This is a genomic window from Streptomyces sp. NPDC005820 (assembly GCF_040630255.1).
GTDB lineage: Bacteria > Actinomycetota > Actinomycetes > Streptomycetales > Streptomycetaceae > Streptomyces.
Genome location: NZ_JBEXXE010000026.1, coordinates 82,669 through 103,774, shown reverse-complemented (window position 1 = coordinate 103,774; position 21,106 = coordinate 82,669). Strand labels below are relative to the sequence as shown.

Below are 21,106 nucleotides of genomic sequence, written 5' to 3'. Positions count from 1 at the left end.
TAGAGTTGTAGGAATCTACGTGAGCGTCATCACGATCAGGTATCGGACCAGTGCCTTCACGAAAAGTTCAGGGAAAGATCCGGGGTGCACCTGTGTTCCCTATTGCGCTGGGACACGCGGAGAGATTTAGTCGGGCTTCACATTCGATTGCCGGGCACTGTACAAATGAATTGGCAATAGCCGATACTTTGCCCCATAACTGGCGGACAGTCGACATCTCCATGGCGTCTTGGCACGTCATCGCAGAGCTGTCGCACGAAGGGACCGATATTCGTGGCGCAGAAGGTCGTGGTCACGCTCTTTGACGACATCGACGGCTCGGAAGCGGCGGAAACGATCGCCTTCGGACTCGACGGCAAGTCGTACGAGATCGACCTGAATGAAGCCAATGCCAAGAAACTGCGTAAGGCGCTCGCGCCCTACGTGGAGGCCGGCCGCAAGCGGTCGAAGTCCGGCAAGGCGTACAAGCAGACGGAGGTCGCGCCCGACCCGGCGGCCGTGCGCGCCTGGGCCCAGGCCAACAAGATGGAGGTGCCCGCCCGCGGCCGCATCCCCAAGAAGGTCTACGAGGCGTTCGCCGAGGCGCAGTGAGGCCGTGAGGCGTGGCGCGGCGCGCCGCCGGACGGCGGGCGCCGCATCCGCCGGGTCCGCCCCGGCTCTCCCCGGGGTCCGTCAGCGGGCCCTGGGGACAACCGACTTGCGTTACCCCCCACATGGTCGGCTAATGTCTGGAGCACGCCGCCGGGCGGGGCCGAAAAGCCCAGCTCACGGAGGCCACGCGGGTGTAGTTCAGTAGCAGAACATCCCCCTTCCAGGGGGAAGGCGCAGTGTGCGATTCCTGTCACCCGCTCTGCATCGCCGTCCCGACCACGCTTGTGGATCAGGTAGGCTGGTGCTCGCGCCGATCGGTGAAAGCCGGTCGGAGGCAATGCGGACGTAGCTCAGTTGGTAGAGCGCAACCTTGCCAAGGTTGAGGTCGCGAGTTCGAGCCTCGTCGTCCGCTCCAGGGAAACCCCGGTCCAGTGGACCGGGGTTTTTTCGTGCGTACCCGTTCGGGTGCCGCCGTCACCTGACATTTGTCATACGGAGTGATGACACCTCGCACTGCCGTCGGCCCGCACCCGACGGGAGCCTTGAGGCATGGACACGAATGAACACGTGATTGAGGTCACCGACCTCCGGCGTGTGTACGGGGGCGGGTTCGAGGCGGTCCGTGGAATCTCCTTCCACGTCGGCCGCGGTGAGATCTTCGCACTGCTCGGTACCAACGGCGCCGGCAAGACATCGACCGTAGAACTGCTGGAGGGCCTCGCGCGCCCCGACGCCGGACACCTCCGTGTCCTGGGCCACGACCCGTACACCGAGCGGGCGGCCGTCCGTCCGCGCACCGGCGTGATGCTGCAGGAGGGCGGCTTCCCCTCCGAGCTGACCGTCGCGGAGACCGCGCGGATGTGGGGCGGCTGTGTGAGCGGCGCCCGGCCCGTCGGGGAGGCGCTGGCCCTGGTCGGGCTCGCGGGCCGGGCGGACATACGGGTCAAGCAGCTCTCCGGCGGCGAGCGGCGCCGCCTCGACCTCGCGCTCGCCCTGCTCGGCGATCCCGAGGTGCTCTTCCTCGACGAGCCGACGACCGGCCTGGACGCCGAGGGCCGTCGCGCCACCTGGGATCTGGTCCGCGCCCTGCGCGCATCCGGTACGACGGTGCTGCTGACCACGCACTACCTGGAGGAGGCCGAGCAGCTCGCCGACCGGCTGGCCATCCTGCACCAGGGGCTCATAGCCGCCTCCGGGACACCCGCCGAGGTGACCTCGGCCCAGCCGTCCCGGATCGTCTTCGAGCTGCCCGAGGGGTACTTCATCGGCGATCTGCCTCCGCTCGGCGAGCTGGGCGTGTGCGATCACGAGGTCGAAGGGCGCGTGGTCCGGCTGCGCACCCGGGAGTTGCAGCGGACGGCCACGGGGCTGCTGGTGTGGGCCGAGCGGGCGCGGGTCGAGCTGCGGGGGCTGGACGTGCGGTCCGCCTCGCTGGAGGAGGCGTTCCTGGGCATCGCCCGGGAGGCGTCGGAGCGTACGGAGGCCGAGGGGGCCGTGGCATGAGCGGGAACAGGGTGAACAGCGGGACCGGTGAGGACACGGTCGTGGATGCCGGAAGCTGGAACACGGGCGCCGGGAACGCGGTCAAGCGTGCGATGACGACCCCGGCGAGCCGGATGGCCGCCCTCGCGCGGGCCGAGCTGACCCTCCTGGGGCGCAGCAAGAGCACGCTGGTCACGGCGGTGCTGATGCCGCTCGTACTGCCGCTCAGTTTCGCGAACGTGATCAACGACATGGACGTCGAGGACGTCGGTCTGACGACCGGTCTGGTGCTGGTGCCGGCGGCGATCGGCTTCTCGCTGCTGTTCGGCGTGTACTCCGCGCTGACCGCCATCTACACCGCCCGGCGGGAGGAACTGGTCCTGAAGCGACTGCGCATCGGGGAGTTGCGGGACGCCGAGATCCTGGGCGGTTCCGCACTGCCGGTGCTGACCACGGCGCTGGTCCAGTCCCTGGTCCTGGTCGCGGGCTCCACGGTGGTGCTGCACATCCCCGCGCCGAAGGCGCCCCAGCTCGCCGTCCTGGGACTGCTGTTGGGTCTGGTGATGTGCGCGGCGCTGGGGGCGGTCACGGCGGCCCTGACCCGGAGCGTGGAGAGCGCCCAGATCACCACCGCGCCGTTCGTGCTGGTCTCGGTGATCGGCTCCGGAGTGTCCGTCCCGCTGGAAATGCTGCCGGATCGGGCCGCCTCGTTCTGCGAACTGCTGCCGCTGTCCCCGGTGATCACCCTGATACGCAGCGGCTGGACCGGCGACCTCTCGGCCTACGAGGCGCTGGGGGCGATATCCACAGCCCTGGCCTGGACCGTGCTGGCGGTGTTTGCTGTACGGCGATGGTTCCGGTGGGAGCCCCGGCGCTGACCTGCCGGGGGACGGGGGGAGACACGAGGATGCGCAGGCCGGACGGCTGGTGGCGACGCAAGAGCACACCGGCGAAGGTCGAGACCTACACACGGTGGTCGTTCCACTTCTTCGCGGTGGCCGAGTTCACCACGGTGGGGCTGCCCTTCACGGGGGCGACGTTGTGGACCGGGTCCACGCTCTGGCTGCCGGCGATGATGCTCGTGCACTCCACGCTCTGCGGCCTGACGGCGTCGCGGGCGCTGGACTGGACCCGAGGGCGCCGCCCCCGTCCCGTCCGGCTGCTGTGGGCCCTCGCCGCCGCCACCGTGGCCGTCGCCCTGGCCGCGATCTGGATCACGGAACACGGACCGGACCGGGAGGGCGTCGAGGCCGCCGCGGGCGCGGTGTTCGGCATCTCCCTGATCTTCGGAGCGGGCATCACCGCGCTCGGCATCCGTGAGCGGCACCGGGTGTTCGGGGTCGTCAACGGCTTCGCCGCCGCCGCCGGACTCATGGTCTACCCGATCACCCAGGACGGGCTCGGCACACTCATCGCGATCTCGGCGGTCGTGGTCGGCGGCGGGTTCCTCGCCTTCACCTGCATCTTCTCCGTCTGGCTGCTCGACGCCGTCTACCAGCTCGACGAGGCCCGCGAGACCCGGGCCCGGCTCGCCGTCGCCGAGGAGCGGCTGCGGTTCGGGCGGGATCTGCACGACGTGATGGGACGCAACCTGGCGGTGATAGCGCTGAAGGCCGAGCTGGCCGTGCAGCTGGCCCGGCGGGGGCAGCCGGAGGCGGTGGAGCAGATGGTGGAGGTGCAGCGGATAGCGCAGGACTCCCAGCGGGAGGTGCGGGAGGTCGTACGGGGTTACCGGGAGGCCGATCTCGCGGTGGAACTGGCGGGTGCGCAGGGGGTGTTGGCCGCCGCCGGGATCGACTGCGAGGTGCGCGGGGAGGCGGACGGGCTGCCCGGCGAGGTGCAGTCGGCGCTCGGCTGGGTGGTGCGGGAGACGACGACGAACGTGCTGCGGCACGGGGACGCGGGGCGGTGCTCGGTGGGGCTGTCGGTCGCGGAGGGACGGGTGATGCTGACCGTGGAGAACGACGGGGCCGAGGCCACGGGGCACGGCGACGGCAGGGGCGGGTCGGGGCTCGCGGGGCTGCGGGAACGGCTGCGGCAGGTCGACGGGACACTGGAGGCCGGGTTCGCCGGGCCCGGGGTGTTCCGGGTGGTGGCCGAGGTACCACTGAACAGAACGGGCGTTGTGAGCGAGGTCACTTCATGACGGTGCGGGTGCTGCTCGCCGACGACGAGCACCTGATCCGGGGTGCGCTGGCCGCGCTGCTCTCCCTGGAGGACGATCTGGTGATCGTCGCGGAGGCGGCCACCGGACCGGAGGCGCTGGCGATGGCGCGGGCGCATGAACCGGATGTGGCCGTGCTGGACCTCCAGATGCCGGGTGCGGACGGTGTGAAGGTCGCCACATCGCTGCGGGCCGAACTGCCCGGTTGCCGGGTGCTGATCGTGACCAGCCATGGCCGGCCGGGGAATCTGAAGCGGGCGCTCGCGGCGGGTGTACGCGGGTTCGTCCCGAAGACGGTGAGTGCGCAGCGGCTCGCGGAGATCATCCGGACCGTGCACTCCGGAAACCGTTACGTCGATCCGGAGTTGGCCGCCGATGCCATAGCGGCCGGGGATTCGCCGCTGACCTCGCGCGAGGCCGAGGTGCTCGAACTCGCCGCCGAGGGTGCGCCCGTCACGGAGATCGCCGAGCGGGCCGGGCTGTCGCAGGGGACCGTGCGGAACTACCTCTCGTCGGCCGTGTCCAAGCTGGGCGCGGAGAACCGGCACGCGGCGGTGCGTCTCGCACGCGAGCGGGGTTGGGTATAGTTGGCCTCGCGCCACGGCGCAGTGCGGACGTAGCTCAGTTGGTAGAGCGCAACCTTGCCAAGGTTGAGGTCGCGAGTTCGAGCCTCGTCGTCCGCTCCAGTGAAACCCCGGTCCGGTAGACCGGGGTTTTTGCATGCGGTTTTCGCCTGCACCCGGGTTTTCGCCTGCACCCGGGTTTTGGCCTGCACCCGGGTTTTCGCGTGCACCGGGGAGGCGGTCCGGGTGGGCCCCCGCAGGTCACGGGGGCCGTCCGGGTCAGGACCAGGCGAGGCCCGTCAGACGCTTGTAGGCCTCGATGTACTTGGCGCGGGTCGCGTCGACGATCTGCTGGGGCAGCTGCGGCGGGGGCTGCTCGCTCTTGCGGTCCCAGCCGGACTCGGGCGAGGTGAGCCAGTCACGGACGAACTGCTTGTCGTACGAGGGCTGGGCGCGGCCCGGCTGCCACTGGTCGGCCGGCCAGAAGCGGGAGGAGTCCGGGGTGAGGACCTCGTCGGCGATGACGAGGGTGTCGCCGTCGAAGCCGAACTCGAACTTGGTGTCGGCGAGGATGACGCCCCGGTCGCGGGCGATGTCGCGGGCGCGGCCGTAGACGGCGAGGGTGGCCTGGCGGAGCTGGGCGGCGGTGTCGGCGCCGACCTGACGGGCGACCTCCTCGTAGGAGACGTTCTCGTCGTGCTCGCCGACGGCGGCCTTGGTGGCCGGGGTGAAGATCGGGGCAGGGAGTTCGCTGCCGTCGACCAGGCCCTCGGGGAGCGCGAGGCCGCAGACCGTGCGCGACTCGACGTACTCGACGAGGCCGGAGCCGGTGAGATAGCCGCGGGCCACGCACTCGACGGGGAGCATCCGCAGGGACTTGCAGATCAGGGTGCGGCCGGCCCAGTCGGCGGGGGCGCCGGCGGGCAGTTCGGTGCTGAGGACGTGGTTGGGGATCAGGTCGGCGAGCTGGTCGAACCACCACAGGGAGAGCTGGGTGAGGACGCGGCCCTTGTCGGGGATCTCGGTCGGCAGCACCCAGTCGTAGGCGGACATGCGGTCGCTGGCGACCATCACGAGGTCGCCCGCCTCGTTCTGGTACAGCTCGCGCACCTTGCCGGTGTGCAGATGCACCAGGCCCGGCACCTGAAGGGGCTCGGGCTTTTCTACGAATCCGGACACGGTTCCTCCCCGTGGTTCTGTCCTAGGCCTTGATTGTCCCGTACATCGGGATTGATCAAGGACGGAGGGTCCGTCGACCCCGCGGGGAGGTGTCAGTCGCGCTTGCAGATGCGGTCGAGGAGATTGGCGGTGGCGCGCTGGACGCGGGGGTCGACATGGCCGGGGCGGTCCAGCGCGGGGGACCAGGCGAAGGTGCCGGAGGCGAAGACCAGGGCGCCCGAAGGGGCGCGGTAGAGGGAGGTCTCCTGGTGGCGCAGGACGCCGTCGCTGTCGGTGTACGGGGAGTGGGCGAGGAGGATGCGGTCCTCGTGGGGCGGGAGCGGGGTGCGCGGGAAGTAGCGGTCCGCCTCGCCCGCGACCAGGCCCTCGATGCCCTCGCCCTCATGGGTTCCGGTGGCCTCCCAGAGCCAGTGGTCGGCGTTGCGCACGATCAGCGGATGCGGATCGGGGACCCGGCCCGCGTACTGGATGCCGACCAGTTGCTGCTCGGCGCGGTCGATCTCCCGCCAGAGGACGGACTTGCCGGGGCCCTTGCGTTTGCGGCAGGTGAGCAGCCGGGCGGGCACTCCGGACGGGGAAGGACCCAGCTCCACCTGCCAGTACAGGCTGTTGGCGGAGAGGAAGACGAGGGAGGTGCCGCTGTCACGGGCGAGTTCGACCGTGCGGCGCATGTTCGTCGACCAGTACTCGTCGTGGCCGGGGAAGACCAGGCCCCGGTAGCGGGTGGGGTCGACCTGGCCGGAGTGCAGATCGCGGGCGTCGGCGTAGGCGAGGTCGTAGCCGTAGCGCTCGGCCCAGCGGATGACGTCGTAGGCGTGGCCGACGTGCAGGGGCAGGCCCGCGCCCGCGTACGGACGGTCGAAGGAGACCGTGGTCGCGGCGTCGGCCTCGCCGAGGAGGCGGCCCTTCCTGTCCCAGGCGTGGTAGAAGCTGGCCCCGGTGCGGCCGTCCTCGGGGTAGAGGTTGTAGGCCTGCCAGGTGACGTCGGGCAGGAGCAGCAGCAGGTCGGCGGGGTGCTGGTCGCGGACCGTGAAGGGGATGTGGGACCGGTAGCCGTCGACCGTGGTGAGGACGGCAACGTACGCGCCGACGTTCCAGTACGAGGGGACCTGCAGCCGCCAGGAGAGCCACCAGTGGTGGCAGGAGACCGTACGGTCGGCGGTCAGCGGCGGCGGCTGGACGATGCCGGAGAGCCGCGGGCTGGTGGTGATCTTGGCGGCGCCGGCGCCGTCGTAGTGGCCGATGCGGTAGATGTCGACGCTGAATTCCTGAGGCGGGTCGACCGTGATGTGGAAGTCGAGGGCCTCGCCGGGGGCGACCGCGCCGGTGGAGGTGAAGCCCTTGATCTGGCGGCGGACGTCGTCGGCGGAGCGGGGGAGGCCGGACGCGGACACCGGGGCGGACGCGGTGCGGGGGCCGGGGATCCTGGGGCCGCCCTCCCTGCGGGCGGGGGCGGGGTCGACGTACCAGGGGACGACCTGGCCCGTGTCGTCGAAGTAGGTCTCGCTGCCGCGCAGCCAGGGGACGGGCCCCTGGCCGAAGGGATCCGTCACGGCATGGGCCAGTGCTCCCGACTCCCAGCGGCGGATGTGCTCCGGTCCCGGTGCCATGGCGCTCCCCTCCCTGGTGCCCCCGTGATCGTCCGGCGGTGCGGTCGTTTCGCGCTGAACGCCGACTGACCGGCCGGCAGGTCGGCTGTCCTATGTCGCACGCCCATGCCATGGGCGCGATCGGTCCCAGCACATCACATAACGCGCGCAGACAGTCACTATTCGTTGCGAATTGGCCGAAAGTGGAACCAGGGGGTCCGTTCCGGGCGGGTGGGATGGGGTGGGGTGGGGTGGGAGAGGGTGGAGCCGGGTGGGGCCGGGTGGGGCCAGAGGGTGGTGTCGGCAGGTGGTGAGGTCAGCCGAGTCGTACCGGCTTCTCGGGGCGTATGCCCAGTTCCACCAGCCAGGCGCGCAGGGGGGTCGCGTCGCCGTCCTCCACGAGGCTGAGCACGCGGGGGGCGAGGTCGGCCACGCGTACGCCGTCGACGAGGAGGGTGGGGCCGTCGAGCCAGTCGAGACCGGGGGCCGCTCCGACCGTGTCCATCGCCGCGCAGCACACCATCGCCGTGACGTGGTCGGCGAGCAGTTCACGGTCGGTGCGTGGGGGCTGGAGCGGGAAGAGCGGAAGCGCGCCGTCCTCCCAGAGGGGGCCGTCGGGGCCGCCCTGACCGCTGGGCACGGGAGGCTTCGCCGCCGTCGCCTCCTCCCTCGCCACCTCCGAACCGAGCCGCGCGGCGAGCGCCGAGCAGCGGGGGTTGGGGGCGGGGAGGCCTTCATGGTCCCCGTCACCGTTCCCGTCGCCATCCGCGGTGTCCCCGACCTCGTCGTCCCCGTCGCCATCCGCGGTGTCCCCGGCCTCGTCGTCCTCGGCATACTCGGCGTACTCGGCGTCGGGTCGGGTGGGGGATGCGTCGCCTGCTGAGGTGCCGGGGGCGGAGGTGGGAGTGGGACTGGGGGCCATGGGGGCGGTGGAGGTCGTGGGGGCCATGGAAGTCGTGGGGGTCGTGGAAGTCGTAGGGGCCGTGGAGGTCGTGGAAGCGCTCCGGTTCGTGGGGTTCTCGGCCGGTGTCGGAGCGGCCCGGTCCGGCTGCGCAGCCCGGTCCGGCAGGGCGGCGTCGGTTGCCGGGGGGTCGTCGATCACCGGGGGGTCGTCGGTCGCCAGGGCTTCCCTGTTCGGGGTTCGAGCGGTCGTCGTCGGGCCGCTCGGGTGGGAGGCCGTCGCCGTCATGGCCGTCAGGTCGGTGTCGTCGGCCGTCAGGTGGTCCAGGACGCGGGCCAGGGTGGGGCCGGACGGGTGGTGGGACACGGGGTCGGGGGTGGGGCGGACGCCGAGGGAGTCGAGGACGCGGTGGAGGCGGGCCGCGTCGGTGCGCCATTTGCGGTCGACGACCTCCTCCGGGTACTCCTGCCAGTCCACCGGGGACCAGTCCGGGCCGGACTCCGCGGGCCCGCCGTGGAAGAGGCGGGCGGCGAGCAGCGAGGCGGCCTCGTCCACGGCGCCGGGCTCTTCGAGCAGGTCACAGGCGGGGCGCTCACCGAGGCGGGAGGCGAAACCCTCGGCCAGGCGGTCCCGGCGGGAGAGCTCGGTCAGCGCGGCCACGACACCGGCGTCCAGCCGGGACGGCCAGCGCCCCATCCGCCAGGCCGGCAGCGCGACCCGGGTCAGCAGCCGGTCCCAGCCCGCGTACGCCAGGCCCACCTGCTCCTGCGCGACGATCCGCAGCCCGTAGTCCACCGCCTGGGCGCGCTCGGCGGCGGCCGCGGCCACGCCCCGCTCCATCTCGGCGGCGTGCACCTGGCAGCTGCGCAGCATCAGCCGGCTCACCCAGCCGATGCCGGCGCAGACCAGACGGGCGGCGGGACAGCGCCCGCGGTCGGCGGAGACGGCCACCGCGGCGTCCAGCCCCCGTACGAAGCGCCGGGCCGCGGCTATGTCGGGGTGCGCCGAAGGGCCCGTACCGGCGACGACCGGGGCGAGGACTGCGCGCAGTTCGCCGACGCGCATCCACCACAGGAAGGGGGAGCCGATGACGAGGACCGGCGCCGTCGCCGTACGACGGGGCAGGTGGTGGCGGCTCGGGCCCGCACCGGCTATCTCGTCGCCGCGCCGGGGCGCGGGCGGGCCGTGGGCCGGGTGGGTGCGGTCCTCCAGCCAGCTGTCGCAGTCCGGGGTGAGCGCTATGGCGGAGGGCGCGGGGACGTCGAGGCGGTCGGCGAGGTCGCGCACCAGCCGGTACAGATCGGGTGCCGCCTCCTCGGCGACGGCGACCGTGGGGGTGACGGCGGGGCGGGCACGGGCGACGACCAGGCCCACGACACCGGCGGCGAGCAGGACGACGAGCGCGATCACGCCCACCACCCAGCGGGCGCCGTCCCAGCCTCGGCCCACGAGATGTCCCGTGGAACCACCGGCGAGCAGGATCACGGCGGCGGCCGCGGGCAGCAGCGCGACGGCGAGCGCCCGGCTGCGGACCCGCAGCACGGCCAGCGCCCGGGCCCGCGCGCTCTGCGCGCCCGTCTCCACTCCCATACCGGTCACGACCGGAACTCACCCCCTCACCGTCTCGCGGTCCTGGCTCGCCTGCTCTTGCTCACTCCCCCACTGTGGCACCCGCCACTGACATCGCAATGCCGGTGGGCCAAGTGCCGGAATGCTTGCGCCGCACCCTAGTTGGCGCTTCGGCCTCCGTCAGCCGGATAGCTCAGCGCTCACTCGATGGAATGGCTCTGGGGAAAGGTGAACGACGGTGGGCAACGATCAGGCCCCGGTTTCCGAGGGAGTCCGCGAAGGATTCTCAGGGGGCCGGGGCCTGGGTGGTCGGGTGAGTGGTTCAGTGAGTGATCAGTGGGCGGTTCGGTGGCGTTAGGCGCCCGCCGCCGCCTTCGCGGCGATGTCCGTACGGTGCTGGGAACCGTCGAGACCGACGCGCGCGACGGCCTTGTACGCCCGTTCGCGGGCCTCGGTGAGATCCGCGCCGGTCGCGGTGACGGACAGCACACGGCCGCCCGCGCTGACGACCGTCTCACCGTCCTTCTTCGTCCCGGCGTGCAGGACGTACGCATGCGGGGCGTCCTCGGCGGCCACCGCGTCGAGGCCGGTGATGGCGTCACCGGTGCGCGGGGTGCCGGGGTAGTTGTGCGAGGCGATGACGACGGTGACGGCCGCGTCCTCGCTCCATCGCAGGCGCTCGAGGTCGGCGAGGGTGCCGGTCGCGGCCGCGAGCAGGACACCGGCGAGCGGGGTCCTCAGCCGGGCCAGGACGACCTGGGTCTCCGGGTCGCCGAAGCGGGCGTTGAACTCGATGACGCGGACCCCGCGCGAGGTGATGGCGAGACCGGCGTAGAGCAGCCCGGAGAACGGGGTGCCACGGCGGCGCATCTCGTCGACGGTCGGCTGGAGGACGGTCTCCAGGACCTCCTCGACCAGCTTCGGGGCGGCCCACGGCAGCGGCGAGTACGCGCCCATGCCGCCGGTGTTCGGGCCCTCGTCGCCGTCCAGCGCGCGCTTGAAGTCCTGGGCGGGCTGGAGCGGGAGGACCGTCTCGCCGTCGGTGATCGCGAAGAGGGAGACCTCCGGGCCGTCGAGGAACTCCTCGATGACCACACGTTCGCAGGCCGCGGCGTGTGCCGTCGCCGCCTCGAGGTCCTCGGTCACGACGACGCCCTTGCCGGCCGCGAGACCGTCGTCCTTCACGACGTACGGCGCGCCGAACGCGTCAAGGGCCTCGGCGATCTCCTCGGCGGTCGTACAGACGTACGAGCGGGCGGTCGGGACACCGGCCCCGGCCATGACCTCCTTGGCGAAGGCCTTCGACCCCTCCAGCTGCGCGGCCTCCTTGGAGGGCCCGAAGACCGGAATCCCCGCCTCCCGTACGGCGTCGGCGACCCCGGCCACGAGCGGCGCCTCCGGGCCTACGACGACCAGCTCGGCGCCGAGCTCCAGCGCCAGCGCGGACACGGCCCCGCCGTCCAGGGCGTCGACCGGGTGCAGCTCGGCGACCTCGGCGATGCCGGCGTTGCCGGGCGCGCAGTGCAGCGCGGTGACGGCGGGGTCGAGGGACAGGGAGCGGCACAGGGCGTGTTCGCGGGCGCCGCTGCCGATGACGAGGACGTTCACAGGGGTCAGCCTAACGGGCGGAGACAGGGAGGCTTTGTGCGGGCGGCCGAGCGGTGGGGGCTCGGGAGTTCGTAGCTTTCGACGAAAGACTGCCGCGGCCGGGTGCTGCGGCGAGCGTTCCTGCTGCTTCCTGCTGTGTCCTGATGCGTCTCGCTGCGTCCTGCTGGATGACGCCGCCCGGCGCTGAAGCCTCGAAGCCTCGAAGCCTCGTACGGGCCTGCCTACTCGTTGGTGTATTCCTCCACCACCGTCGCGCCCAGCTCACGCACGATCAGCTCGTGGCCGGAGAGGGCCGACTCGTTGAGGTCGGGGTCGTCGTCCTCGGGGATGTCGTCCTCGGGGGCCACCGGCTCCGGGGCAGGGGGCCGCGGCGGGGCCGGGGCGGAGGCCGTGGGGGCCGGGCCCGCTGCGGAGCCGGGCTGGGACTGGGGTACGGAGGGGGACGGGGCCTGGGGGGTGGGGCCGGCGTGCACCGAAGGCGGGGCGGACGGGGCACCGCTGCCGTAGCCGCCACCGCCGCCGGGGCTGCCGTAACCACCGGCGGGGCTGCCGTAGCCGCCCGGTGCGCCGCCACCGCCGTAACCGCCGGTCGGCGCGGGGGCCGAACCGCCGGACGGGTCGATGACCGCCTCGATCTTCCACTGGACGCTGAACTGCTCCCCGAGCGCCTGTCGCAGCACGTCCTCACTGCCGCTGCTCGCGAAGTTGTCCCGGGCACCGGCGTTGACGAAGCCGAGCTGGAGGGTGGTGCCGTCGAAGCCGGCGACATGCGCGTTCTGGCTGAGGAGGATCCAGGTGAAGCGGCGGCGGTTCTTGACCGCCTCCAGGATGTTGGGCCAGAGCATGCGGGGGTCGAGGCCACCGGCGGGGGGTGCGTACGCCGCGGGCGCGCCCGTCGCGGCGGGAGGGGCCGCGGCGGCAGGAGCCTGGGCGGGGGCAGTCGCGGGGGCAGGGCCGGACGCCGCCGGGGGACGTACCGCTCCACCGCCCGCGGGGGTGGCCGTGGGCCAGCCGCCCGGCCGACGCCCGCTGCCCGCGGCGGTGGCGGTGGGCCAGGCGCCGGGGGCGGGAGCGGCCGAGGGCTGGGCGGGACCCGCGTCGGCGGGGGCCTGCGAGGGGGGTGCCGATGGGGGCCCTTCGGCCGGAGCCGGAGCCGGAGCCGAGGCGGGGGCGGCGGAGGGAGGCATGGCGGAGGGCTGGGCCGGCGGCTGAGCCGGGGGGTGGCCCTGGAATTGGGCAGGGGGCTGCCCGGCGTAAGGGGCCGCGGCAGCCGCGCCGCCGGAGCCGGAGCCTGCGCCAGAGCCGGACCCGAGACCGGCACCCCCACCTGCGCCTGCCCCCGCTCCTGCCCCCGCACCACCCCGCACCGCCGCCCGGGCAGCGGCCGCTCCGCTTCCCGGGGGGATGGGGGCGCCGCCGGTCGCGGCCGGGGCGCCATGGGCCTCGGGGCCGGGTACGTACCCCATGGCGGGCATGCCCTGGACTCCGCCGGCGGAGAAGTTCACGCCGCGCTCGATGCGGTCGAGGCGGGCCATGACGGAGCGCTCGTCGCCGTAGGCGGCGGGAAGCAGCACGCGGGCGCAGATCAGCTCGAGCTGGAGGCGGGGCGAGGTGGCGCCGCGCATCTCGGTGAGGCCCTCGTTGACGAGGTCGGCGGCGCGGCTGAGCTCGGCGGCGCCGAAGACGCCGGCCTGGGCCTGCATACGCTCGATGACGTCGGCCGGGGCGTCGAAGAGCCCCTTCTCGGCGGCGTCCGGGACGGCGGCGAGGATGACGAGGTCGCGCAGCCGCTCCAGCAGGTCGGCGACGAACCGCCGCGGGTCATTGCCCCCCTCGATGATCCGGTCCACGACCTCGAAGGCGGCGGCGCCGTCCCCCGTGGCGAAGGCCTCGACGACGGAGTCCAGCAGCGAGCCGTCCGTGTAGCCGAGGAGCGAGGTGGCCATGGCGTATGTCACACCGGCCTCGGTCGCGCCCGCGAGCAGCTGGTCCATGACGGACATCGAGTCACGCACGGAACCGGCACCCGCGCGCACGACGAGCGGCAGCACGCCGTCCGCGACCGGGATGTCCTCCTTCTGGCACACCTGGCCGAGGTAGTCCCGAAGCGTCCCCGGCGGTACGAGCCGGAACGGGTAGTGATGCGTCCGCGACCGGATCGTCCCGATGACCTTCTCGGGTTCGGTGGTGGCGAAGATGAACTTCAGATGCTCCGGGGGCTCCTCGACGACCTTGAGGAGCGCGTTGAAACCGGCCGACGTGACCATGTGGGCCTCGTCGATGATGTAGATCTTGTAGCGGCTGCGGGCGGGCCCGAAGAAGGCCTTCTCCCGCAGGTCACGGGCGTCGTCCACACCACCGTGCGAAGCGGCGTCGATCTCGATGACGTCGATCGAGCCCGGGCCGTTGCGCGCCAGGTCGCGGCAGGAGTCGCACTCCCCGCACGGGGTCGGCGTGGGGCCCTTCTCGCAGTTCAGGCAGCGGGCCAGGATGCGCGCGCTGGTGGTCTTCCCGCACCCACGCGGCCCGCTGAACAGGTACGCGTGATTGACCCGGTTGTTCCGCAGCGCCTGCTGCAGCGGGTCGGTGACATGCTCCTGCCCGATGACCTCGGCGAACGACTCCGGGCGATAGCGGCGGTACAGCGCGAGAGACGACACGCCTACGAGGTTATAGGCGCCCACTGACAACCGGGCCCGCGCCGGAACGCAAGCGCCCCCCACGCACCCGCCAGAGCCGACCTACCCTTGCTGCCTTCCGGCCCTGGGGGAGTTCAGTCAGATAGCGCCGCGTGAGGGGCTGCCCAAACAGTACCCGATGCCGACGGCCAGCAACGACCCCGCCGGACCGGCGAGGAACGAGTTCGCGAGCACTCCTCTCGGTCATGTAATGTTTCCGGCGGAGGATTCGCCTAGAGGCCTAGGGCGCACGCTTGGAAAGCGTGTTGGGGGCAACCCCTCACGAGTTCGAATCTCGTATCCTCCGCAGTCGCCTGAACAGGCGAAACGAAGAGCCAGACCGTGATCGCGGTCTGGCTCTTCGGCGTGCTTTGGTTGCAGTTTTGGTTGCATTTATGTCGGGCATTACGGTCATTTCACTCGGCCCGTTGGCCGCCGACCGGGTCGCCGACGGTCTGGGGCCGGGATTACTGGAGCCGTCGGATGGCTGCTGCGGTGTATGCCGACGGCTCCAGGCTTCCCCGCACGGGTGCGGGAGTGGGCCTGGGCATCCCGGTGCTGGTCTCCGTTGCGGTGACCTTCGCCGTCGAGTACCGGATGTTCGTGCTCGACCGGCGGACCGCGACCGGAAGCCGGTATGCCGCCTACGGGCGGCTGGACGCCGCCCCGCTCGACGGGGATCCGCGTGAGCGCGAGGTGCGCCGGTTCACCCAGGGACTCCTCGTCACGGTGCGGGAGTCCCTGCCCAGCGCGGTTACCGTCGATGTCGGCCTGATCCAGGACCCCGACACCGGTCATGAGCGCTGGGCCGTGGTGGAGGCCAACATGCCCTGATTCTCTCAACCGTTACGCGGCCCGGGCCGACACCGTGTTGGACGTCGTTCTGCGCGCAGCAGATCCTCGTGGGCAGGTTCCCCTTGCGATGCGCCGTTCCTCCGCGCGTCGGCAGCCTCGGTGCACATATAGGGGTACGTTTTATAGATACGTACTTCTATATCTACCCGAGGTGGCGTGTGGACAAGCCTGCCGAGATGTTCGATCGCGATTACGAGTGGTCGGCGCTGACCCGGTTCATCGGCGATGAGCAGCCCGGTGCCACGCTCGGAGTGGTCTCCGGTCGGCGCCGCCAGGGCAAGACCTTCCTGCTCGACGCGGCCTGCCGTGCCGAGGGGGGCTTCTATTTCGGTGCGACCGAGGCCGCTGACGCCGAGTCTCTGCGCCGGATCAGCACTGCACTCACCGCTCATGTCCGGCCCGCCAGCCCCTACCACTTCGCACATTGGGCCGAAGCTGTCGACGCACTCCTTGCCCTCGGCGCCGAGCGCCCCGTGCCCGTGGTGATCGACGAGTTCCCGTACCTCGTCAGAGCCAATCCGGAGCTGCCCTCCATCATTCAAGAGGCGTTCCGTCCGCTGCGGGAGCAGCGCACGGCCTCTCGTGCGCGGTTGCTACTGTGCGGCTCGGCCCTGTCCTTCATGGGCAAGCTGTTGTCCGGCAACGCACCGCTGAGGGGCCGGGCGGGACTGGAACTTGTCGTGCGCCCCCTTGACCACCGACTCGCCGCCGAGTTCTGGAACATCACCGACCCCCGGCTGGCCCTGCAGGTCAACGCGATCGTCGGCGGTACGCCCGCCTACCGGCGCGAGTTCGCGCGAGGAGACAGCCCCGACGGGCCCGACGACTTCGACGCCTGGGTTGTACGTACGGTCCTCAACCCCGAGACGCCGCTCTTCCGCGAGGCCCGTTATCTGCTGGCCGAGGAGCCTGATCTGCGTGACACCGCCCTGTACCTGTCCGTCCTGGCGGCCGTCGCCGACGGCAACGCGACCCGCGGCGGCATGGCCGGCTACCTGGAACGCAAGGCCACCGACATCGCGCACCCCATCAACGTCCTCGAAGACGCCGGGCTGCTGCACCGCGACGCCGACGCTTTCCGCGACAACCGCCCCACCTACCGCATCGCCGAACCCCTGATCGGCTTCTACCACGCCATCATGCGCCCGGTATGGGACCAGTTGGAGCGCCCCGGCAGCGCCACCCGGGTCTGGCAGGCCAGCCGCCGCCGCTTCACCAGCAACGTCCTCGGCCCCCACTTCGAACAGGTCTGCCGCGACTGGACCCTCCACCACGCCGACCCCGACCTGCTCGGCGGCCTCCCAGCCCGAGTCGGCCACGGCGTCGTCCATGACCCCAAAGCCCGCACCGGCCACGAGATCGACGTGGCGGTCGTCGGCATCGCGGACGGCGGCAAGCCGCCGCTGCTGGCCATCGGAGAAGCCAAGTGGAACGACACCATGGGCATCGCGCACATCGATCGCCTCCGGCACATCCGCGACCTCATCACCCAGGCCGGACGCTACGACACCACCCGTACTCAGCTCATCTGCTTCAGCGGGGTGGGCTTCAACGACAAGGCCCGCATCGCCGCCGACACCACCCCTGGCATCCAGCTGATCGATCTGGCAGCCCTGTACGGCCAGGCGTGACGCCAGCGCTGAGCATGCTGCTGCCTTGATGTAGATCGACCCGGGCGGGAATGCCATGATCCGGACCCGAAAGAGCAGGAATCAGTCGAATACGCGCCCAGGTAGAGCGGTTCGCGCCGCTGGCCGGTGACGATGGGCCCGCCGGCATGGCACGCCTCCGACCGGACAGAGGGGGACGAATGGGCAAACAGGTCAAGTGCGGGTCGACCCATACCAAGACCGGCAAGCGGTGCCAGAAACCAGCGATGATCGGTTACTCCCGTTGCCAGTTGCACCGAGGCGAGTGGAACCCGCCGCAGAAGAAGAAGACCAAGAAGCGCTAGCCGGAGGCTGCGTTGCGGTTCTCTGACGGGAAGTCCGGAGCCTGGTGAGTCTCAGCGTCCTTGTCTCCGGAGCCGCCGACGCGGCGGACGTCGGTGCAGCCGTCACGCCGGCAGAGAGCCGCGACCACCTCTTCGAATTCGGTGCCGGACATCTTGTCGACAGCCGCGCGGTGGCGAAGGTGGACCGCCTCTTGGCCAATAGCTCGAACCGGCCGCTGACCTGGGTGAAACGGGGGCAGCCTTGGTTGCAGTTCTGGTTGCATTCACCTCCGTTCAGCAGCGTCCAGAAGCCTCTGGCCGGACCATTCCACCGCAGGTCAGGACACTCCTGATCACTCCCGAACCCCCGGACGAACATTTGGAAAGCGTGTTGGGGGCAACCCCTCACGAGTTCGAATCTCGTATCCTCCGCAGCCGCTGACCAGCGGAAACGAGGGCCCCGACCAGATCTTGGTCGGGGCCCTCGTCGTGTTGTGATCTCAGTTGCCATTCCCTCCCACGGTTCCCCCGGCAGCCACAGCAGTCGAGTAGCCGGCCCGGCACGTAGTCCGCGGCCTCATCGCGCACACCGTCACCTACCTCCGCAGACCCCCGAGTGCCCTTCATGCGGGGCTGGCCATCACGGCCCGGGCTGCCACCAAAAAACACGGATCGTACTGCTGGGTAGCCACTTCAGGCGGCATGTCTCTCGAACGGGGAGGGCGCCTGGCCCGGCCGCTGGAGTGGCGACTAGGAAAGCAAGGCAGACGCCACTGGCTGGCAGCCAACGTTTCCCAGCGAGGGCCTCCACCAACGTTCCCCAAGGAGCGTGACTCCCTCTTGGTCAGCGCATCCCGGGCGCCTGCCGGAGTTCGCCGACGAGCTGAGGGGTGAGGAGCGCGCCGCCGCGATCGGAGAGGACGGCCATCTCGTAGCCGACCAGTCCGATGTCGCAGCCCTCCTCGGCGAGGACACCGAGGCAGGAGCCGTCGCGCATCTGGTTGACCATCATGAACCCATCGAGCATTTCGATCATGACGAGCTTCATGCCGCGGAAGCCGTGCGTCGTGGCGGCGTTCTGAGTGAGCGACGCGATGCCGGACACCACGGCGGCGAGGTGGTCGGCACGATCGCGGGTGAGGCCCTCGGAGGCCGCTATGAGGAGGCCGTCGGAAGAGACGGCAACCGCGTCGGTGACGCCGTCGGTGGTGCGGACGAAGTCGGAGACGAGCCAGGCGAAGTTCTGGTGCGCGGAGGTCACGAGTGGTTCCTATCTGGCTGCGGCGCGCGCGACGCCCGCCCGGAAGCCGTTGAGCATGGAGGAGACGTACTTCCGCCGGTCCGGCGGCGGGGCCTCGTCGGGGGCGAGGATCCGGGCGGGGAGGGTGACGAGAGCGGACACACCCCCATCGGGGGTGTCGGAGAGCAGGACCTCGACGCCGAGGCGGCGGGCGAGGCGGCCGACGACGTAGTGGCCGAGGTACCGGGTGGGTGCCACGAGAAACGCCTCCTCCCCGGCGATACGGGCGTTGGCGCGGTCGAGGTCCTCGGGGGACATGCCGACGCCGTGGTCGACGACGGCGATGCAGTACTCGTCGCCGTCCGCCCAGCCGTGGACGTCCACGGACTGCTCGGGCGGGGAGAAGGTGAGGGCATTCTCGACCAGCTCGGCCAGCAGGTGAGAGAGCTCGGCGACGGCGCGGCCGCTGATCCGGCGGGGCTCGATCTCGGCTATGGCGACCCGTCGGTACTGCTCGACCTCGCCCAGGGCGGACTGCACCAGTTCCAGACTGCTGGCGGTCGTGCTGCTGAACTGGGGGGTGCGTTCGTCGACGAGGACGAGCAGGCTCTCCGCGTTGCGGCGCATACGGGTCGCGAGGTGGTCGAGTTCGAAGAGCTCGGCAAGCGCCTCAGGGTCGAGCTCCTGCTGTTCGAGGGCCGTGATGAGGCTCAGCTGACGGCGGACGAGCCCCTGGTTGCGGCGGCCGAGGTTGGCGAGCGACTCGGTGGTGTTGCGGCGCAGTACGGCCTGCTCGGCGGCGAGTCCGATGGCGGTGCGCTCGACGTTGTGCAGGGCGGAGATGGCCCTCGTGATCTCCTGTGCACTGCTGGGCAGCCCCCGGTCCTCTTCGGGCGGGACGAGTTCGCCGGCCTGGACACGCGCCACGGTGTCGGGCAGGCGGCGCCGGGCGACGTCGTCTGCCTCGCGGGCGAGCGCGTCGAGGGGCCTGGTGATGGCGCGGCCGGCGAGGATCGCGGCGGCGACGAGGGCGGCGGCCATCAGCACGCCGAGGGCGATGTACCCGGCCAGGGCGGTGGCGGCGACGTCGCTGAGAGTTTTGGCGCGGGCCTGTACGTCGGTGTCGATCCGCTGCTGCGCCCGATACAGGGTGGCGTCAACGCGGCTCCCGTCGCGGGCGAACACTGCCGGGTCGGCGTGCAGCCGTGCCCCGTCGTGGGCCTTGAGGACCGCGTTCTCGAGGCTGTCGAGGCGCTGGATCACGGGCGAGGAGAAGATCTTCGTCACGTCGTCGCGCTGGGACGGAGTGGCGAGCTTGAAGAAGCGGCCAATTGCGGACAGGCGCGCAGCCCGCGCTTCGACGAAGTCGAGGAAGCTCGACCCCTTGAAGGAACCTGCGGCCAGAACGCCGGCGAGCAGGCTGCCTTCCTGGCTCTGGGCTTCCTTCGCCTCGGCGAGCGCCCCGAGGGCGGCCAGGTCGTCGCGCAACAGCCGGTCGCCGCGGGTGGTCTTGTCCGCGGCGGGGTCGGCGGCATTGAGCGCGCCGATCACGTCGGTGTAATAGCTCTGGGTCTTCTTGCGGTCGGCCGTGCCCGAGTCCACGGCGGTGCGGATCGAGTCGAGCTTCCCGAAGCGGCTCATCGCGCCGGCCGCGAGCGGCTCGTCACGCAGCTGACGGCGGAAGTCGTCGACCTGCTCGCGCTTGCCGGTGAGCTGTGTGCGGTAGCTGTTGTCGCCGGCGAGCAGGCCGTAGGTGAGGATGCGCTCTGTCTGCAGGTTGTGCGCGAGAGCCTGGATGCGCAGGCTCACCCCGATCTGCGACCTGGTGTCACGCGCGTCCTGGTACGCGTGGAGCTGGTTGTTGACGGCCACGCCGACCATCACCAGCAGCAGACAGGTCGGTACGGCGAGGATGAGCGCCATGCGTCCGCGGATGGTGCGCCAGCCGAATGCGTTGCCCATGGTCTGCGCCCAACGGCCTCGGACGGAAAACCTCATCTGCGACTCCCGCCTCGTCGGCCTCATCGACGGTCAGACATTAGCGATCTGCCCCTTTTAACTGGGTTTCTTTCGCGTAACGTATCGGACTCAGCCGTATCACCCTATTAATCCGTTGAGTGCCTGAATCGTTGCATGACCGGCCTTTCGGTAGCAGGCGGGCGGGCGGCGCAGGTGCCTCGCGCTCGGGGGGGGCACAGTGCCCACAGTCCCTTGGCCAGGGTGGGCAGGCCGCTGGTCTTGGGCGCCGCGAGGTCGGAGTGCGTTCCACCACAGCCGAGGAACTCATGAGGCCGCTCGCCGCGCCCGCGGTCAGGACCCCATCGCCACAGGCATGCAGCGAACGCGCCCTCTGCCAGTGATCAGCGGTCACGCGTCGAGTGCGCCCCGGCCCGAGATGCCCCGAGGCGGCTCTCCACGTGCCATCAGGCCAGCGGGCAGCCCAGGGCCAGGGCGGCCTTGCGGAACGCCGGCAGACGGTCGGGGAGACCGCGAGGTGGCGCTCACCGATTCGGGTACACAGCACGCGCAGGCGGCGGTCACTGATGATGAGGGCTGCCAGTGCCTCGTCCGCGCACTCGATGAGATGGGTCTGCCCTGTATCGCGGATTCGGCCGGCGCGGCGGCCGGTGTCGTCGAGCAGGGTGGTGACGGTCTGGGGCACGGGGTGCGAGGCAGCCTGGTGCAGGTAGCCACGGAGCTCGTCGAGGGTGTGCCCGCGGTCGAGGGCGTGCAGAAGACAAGCGCTGGTGAGCG

Annotated in this window: 15 protein-coding genes, 4 tRNA genes, 1 other RNA gene and 1 pseudogene; 11 read left to right on the top strand and 10 right to left on the bottom strand. The window is 71.1% G+C overall.

Translation table 11 applies throughout. From position 1 onward, the window contains the following. Positions 1 to 273 precede the first annotated feature (273 nt). The 8 genes from ABZ464_RS29900 to ABZ464_RS29865 all read left to right on the top strand — a co-directional run bounded on the left by ABZ464_RS29900 (position 274) and on the right by ABZ464_RS29865 (position 4,923). Positions 274 to 591 (top strand): Lsr2 family protein, encoded by a 318-nt coding sequence (locus tag ABZ464_RS29900; RefSeq protein WP_055631821.1) that lies wholly within the window; start codon positions 274 to 276, stop codon positions 589 to 591. Between the two features lie 187 nt (positions 592 to 778). Then, a tRNA-Gly gene (locus ABZ464_RS29895) sits at positions 779 to 850 on the top strand. 80 nt (positions 851 to 930) lie between these two features. Beyond that, a tRNA-Gly gene (locus ABZ464_RS29890) sits at positions 931 to 1,006 on the top strand. 134 nt (positions 1,007 to 1,140) lie between these two features. After that, a complete protein-coding gene (locus tag ABZ464_RS29885) occupies positions 1,141 to 2,094 on the top strand; it encodes an ABC transporter ATP-binding protein (RefSeq protein WP_359281669.1) in 954 nt (317 codons plus the stop codon). A gap of 92 nt (positions 2,095 to 2,186) precedes the next feature. After that, the gene (locus ABZ464_RS29880; protein WP_359281760.1) at positions 2,187 to 2,951 is read left to right on the top strand and encodes an ABC transporter permease; all 765 of its coding nucleotides are present in this window, start codon (positions 2,187 to 2,189) and stop codon (positions 2,949 to 2,951) included. Between the two features lie 29 nt (positions 2,952 to 2,980). Further along, on the top strand, positions 2,981 to 4,219 hold the full coding sequence (locus tag ABZ464_RS29875; RefSeq protein WP_359281667.1) for a histidine kinase: 1,239 nt from the start codon (positions 2,981 to 2,983) through the stop codon (positions 4,217 to 4,219). Continuing rightward, a complete protein-coding gene (locus ABZ464_RS29870) occupies positions 4,216 to 4,824 on the top strand; it encodes a response regulator transcription factor (RefSeq protein WP_359281664.1) in 609 nt (202 codons plus the stop codon). The genes ABZ464_RS29875 and ABZ464_RS29870 overlap by 4 nt, the downstream gene beginning before the upstream one ends. Before the next feature lie 23 nt (positions 4,825 to 4,847). Continuing rightward, a tRNA-Gly gene (locus ABZ464_RS29865) sits at positions 4,848 to 4,923 on the top strand. A gap of 156 nt (positions 4,924 to 5,079) precedes the next feature. On the opposite strand, the gene ABZ464_RS29860 is transcribed toward ABZ464_RS29865, so the two are convergent. The 6 genes from ABZ464_RS29860 to ffs all read right to left on the bottom strand — a co-directional run bounded on the left by ABZ464_RS29860 (position 5,080) and on the right by ffs (position 14,450). Next, positions 5,080 to 5,979, bottom strand: coding sequence for a phosphoribosylaminoimidazolesuccinocarboxamide synthase (locus ABZ464_RS29860; RefSeq protein WP_359281662.1), 900 nt, complete (start codon positions 5,977 to 5,979; stop codon positions 5,080 to 5,082). Between the two features lie 92 nt (positions 5,980 to 6,071). Beyond that, on the bottom strand, positions 6,072 to 7,589 hold the full coding sequence (locus ABZ464_RS29855; protein WP_359281659.1) for a N,N-dimethylformamidase beta subunit family domain-containing protein: 1,518 nt from the start codon (positions 7,587 to 7,589) through the stop codon (positions 6,072 to 6,074). 295 nt (positions 7,590 to 7,884) lie between these two features. Further along, positions 7,885 to 10,068, bottom strand: coding sequence for a hypothetical protein (locus ABZ464_RS29850; RefSeq protein WP_359281656.1), 2,184 nt, complete (start codon positions 10,066 to 10,068; stop codon positions 7,885 to 7,887). A 324-nt stretch (positions 10,069 to 10,392) separates the two neighbouring features. Further along, on the bottom strand, positions 10,393 to 11,646 hold the full coding sequence (purD, locus tag ABZ464_RS29845) for a phosphoribosylamine--glycine ligase (RefSeq protein ID WP_359281653.1): 1,254 nt from the start codon (positions 11,644 to 11,646) through the stop codon (positions 10,393 to 10,395). Between the two features lie 221 nt (positions 11,647 to 11,867). Then, positions 11,868 to 14,306 (bottom strand): DNA polymerase III subunit gamma and tau, encoded by a 2,439-nt coding sequence (locus ABZ464_RS29840; RefSeq protein ID WP_359281650.1) that lies wholly within the window; start codon positions 14,304 to 14,306, stop codon positions 11,868 to 11,870. A gap of 45 nt (positions 14,307 to 14,351) precedes the next feature. Next, an RNA gene (gene ffs, locus ABZ464_RS29835) (signal recognition particle sRNA small type) lies at positions 14,352 to 14,450 on the bottom strand. A 96-nt stretch (positions 14,451 to 14,546) separates the two neighbouring features. Between ffs and ABZ464_RS29830 the strand changes: the two genes are divergently transcribed. The 3 genes from ABZ464_RS29830 (at position 14,547) to ABZ464_RS29820 (ending at position 16,810) form a co-directional block, all read left to right on the top strand. Continuing rightward, a tRNA-Ser gene (locus ABZ464_RS29830) sits at positions 14,547 to 14,631 on the top strand. 176 nt (positions 14,632 to 14,807) lie between these two features. Then, entirely contained in the window at positions 14,808 to 15,158 is a 351-nt protein-coding gene (locus tag ABZ464_RS29825; protein WP_359281647.1) for an ATP-grasp domain-containing protein, read from the top strand. A 179-nt stretch (positions 15,159 to 15,337) separates the two neighbouring features. Further along, positions 15,338 to 16,810 carry an ATP-binding protein gene (locus ABZ464_RS29820; RefSeq protein ID WP_359281646.1) on the top strand — a complete coding sequence of 491 codons (1,473 nt, stop codon included), beginning with the start codon at positions 15,338 to 15,340 and terminating at the stop codon, positions 16,808 to 16,810. Between the two features lie 373 nt (positions 16,811 to 17,183). Here ABZ464_RS29820 and ABZ464_RS29815 read toward each other — a convergent pair. The 4 genes and pseudogenes from ABZ464_RS29815 to ABZ464_RS29800 form a co-directional block, all read right to left on the bottom strand. Beyond that, positions 17,184 to 17,297: pseudogene (locus tag ABZ464_RS29815) on the bottom strand (restriction endonuclease); the annotation flags it as partial. Positions 17,298 to 17,956: 659 nt separating this feature from the next. Further along, positions 17,957 to 18,373, bottom strand: coding sequence for a roadblock/LC7 domain-containing protein (locus ABZ464_RS29810; protein ID WP_359281644.1), 417 nt, complete (start codon positions 18,371 to 18,373; stop codon positions 17,957 to 17,959). Between the two features lie 9 nt (positions 18,374 to 18,382). Then, entirely contained in the window at positions 18,383 to 20,350 is a 1,968-nt protein-coding gene (locus ABZ464_RS29805; RefSeq protein WP_359281643.1) for a nitrate- and nitrite sensing domain-containing protein, read from the bottom strand. A 40-nt stretch (positions 20,351 to 20,390) separates the two neighbouring features. Beyond that, the gene (locus tag ABZ464_RS29800; RefSeq protein ID WP_359281758.1) at positions 20,391 to 21,086 is read right to left on the bottom strand and encodes a helicase-associated domain-containing protein; all 696 of its coding nucleotides are present in this window, start codon (positions 21,084 to 21,086) and stop codon (positions 20,391 to 20,393) included. Positions 21,087 to 21,106: the final 20 nt, after the last annotated feature.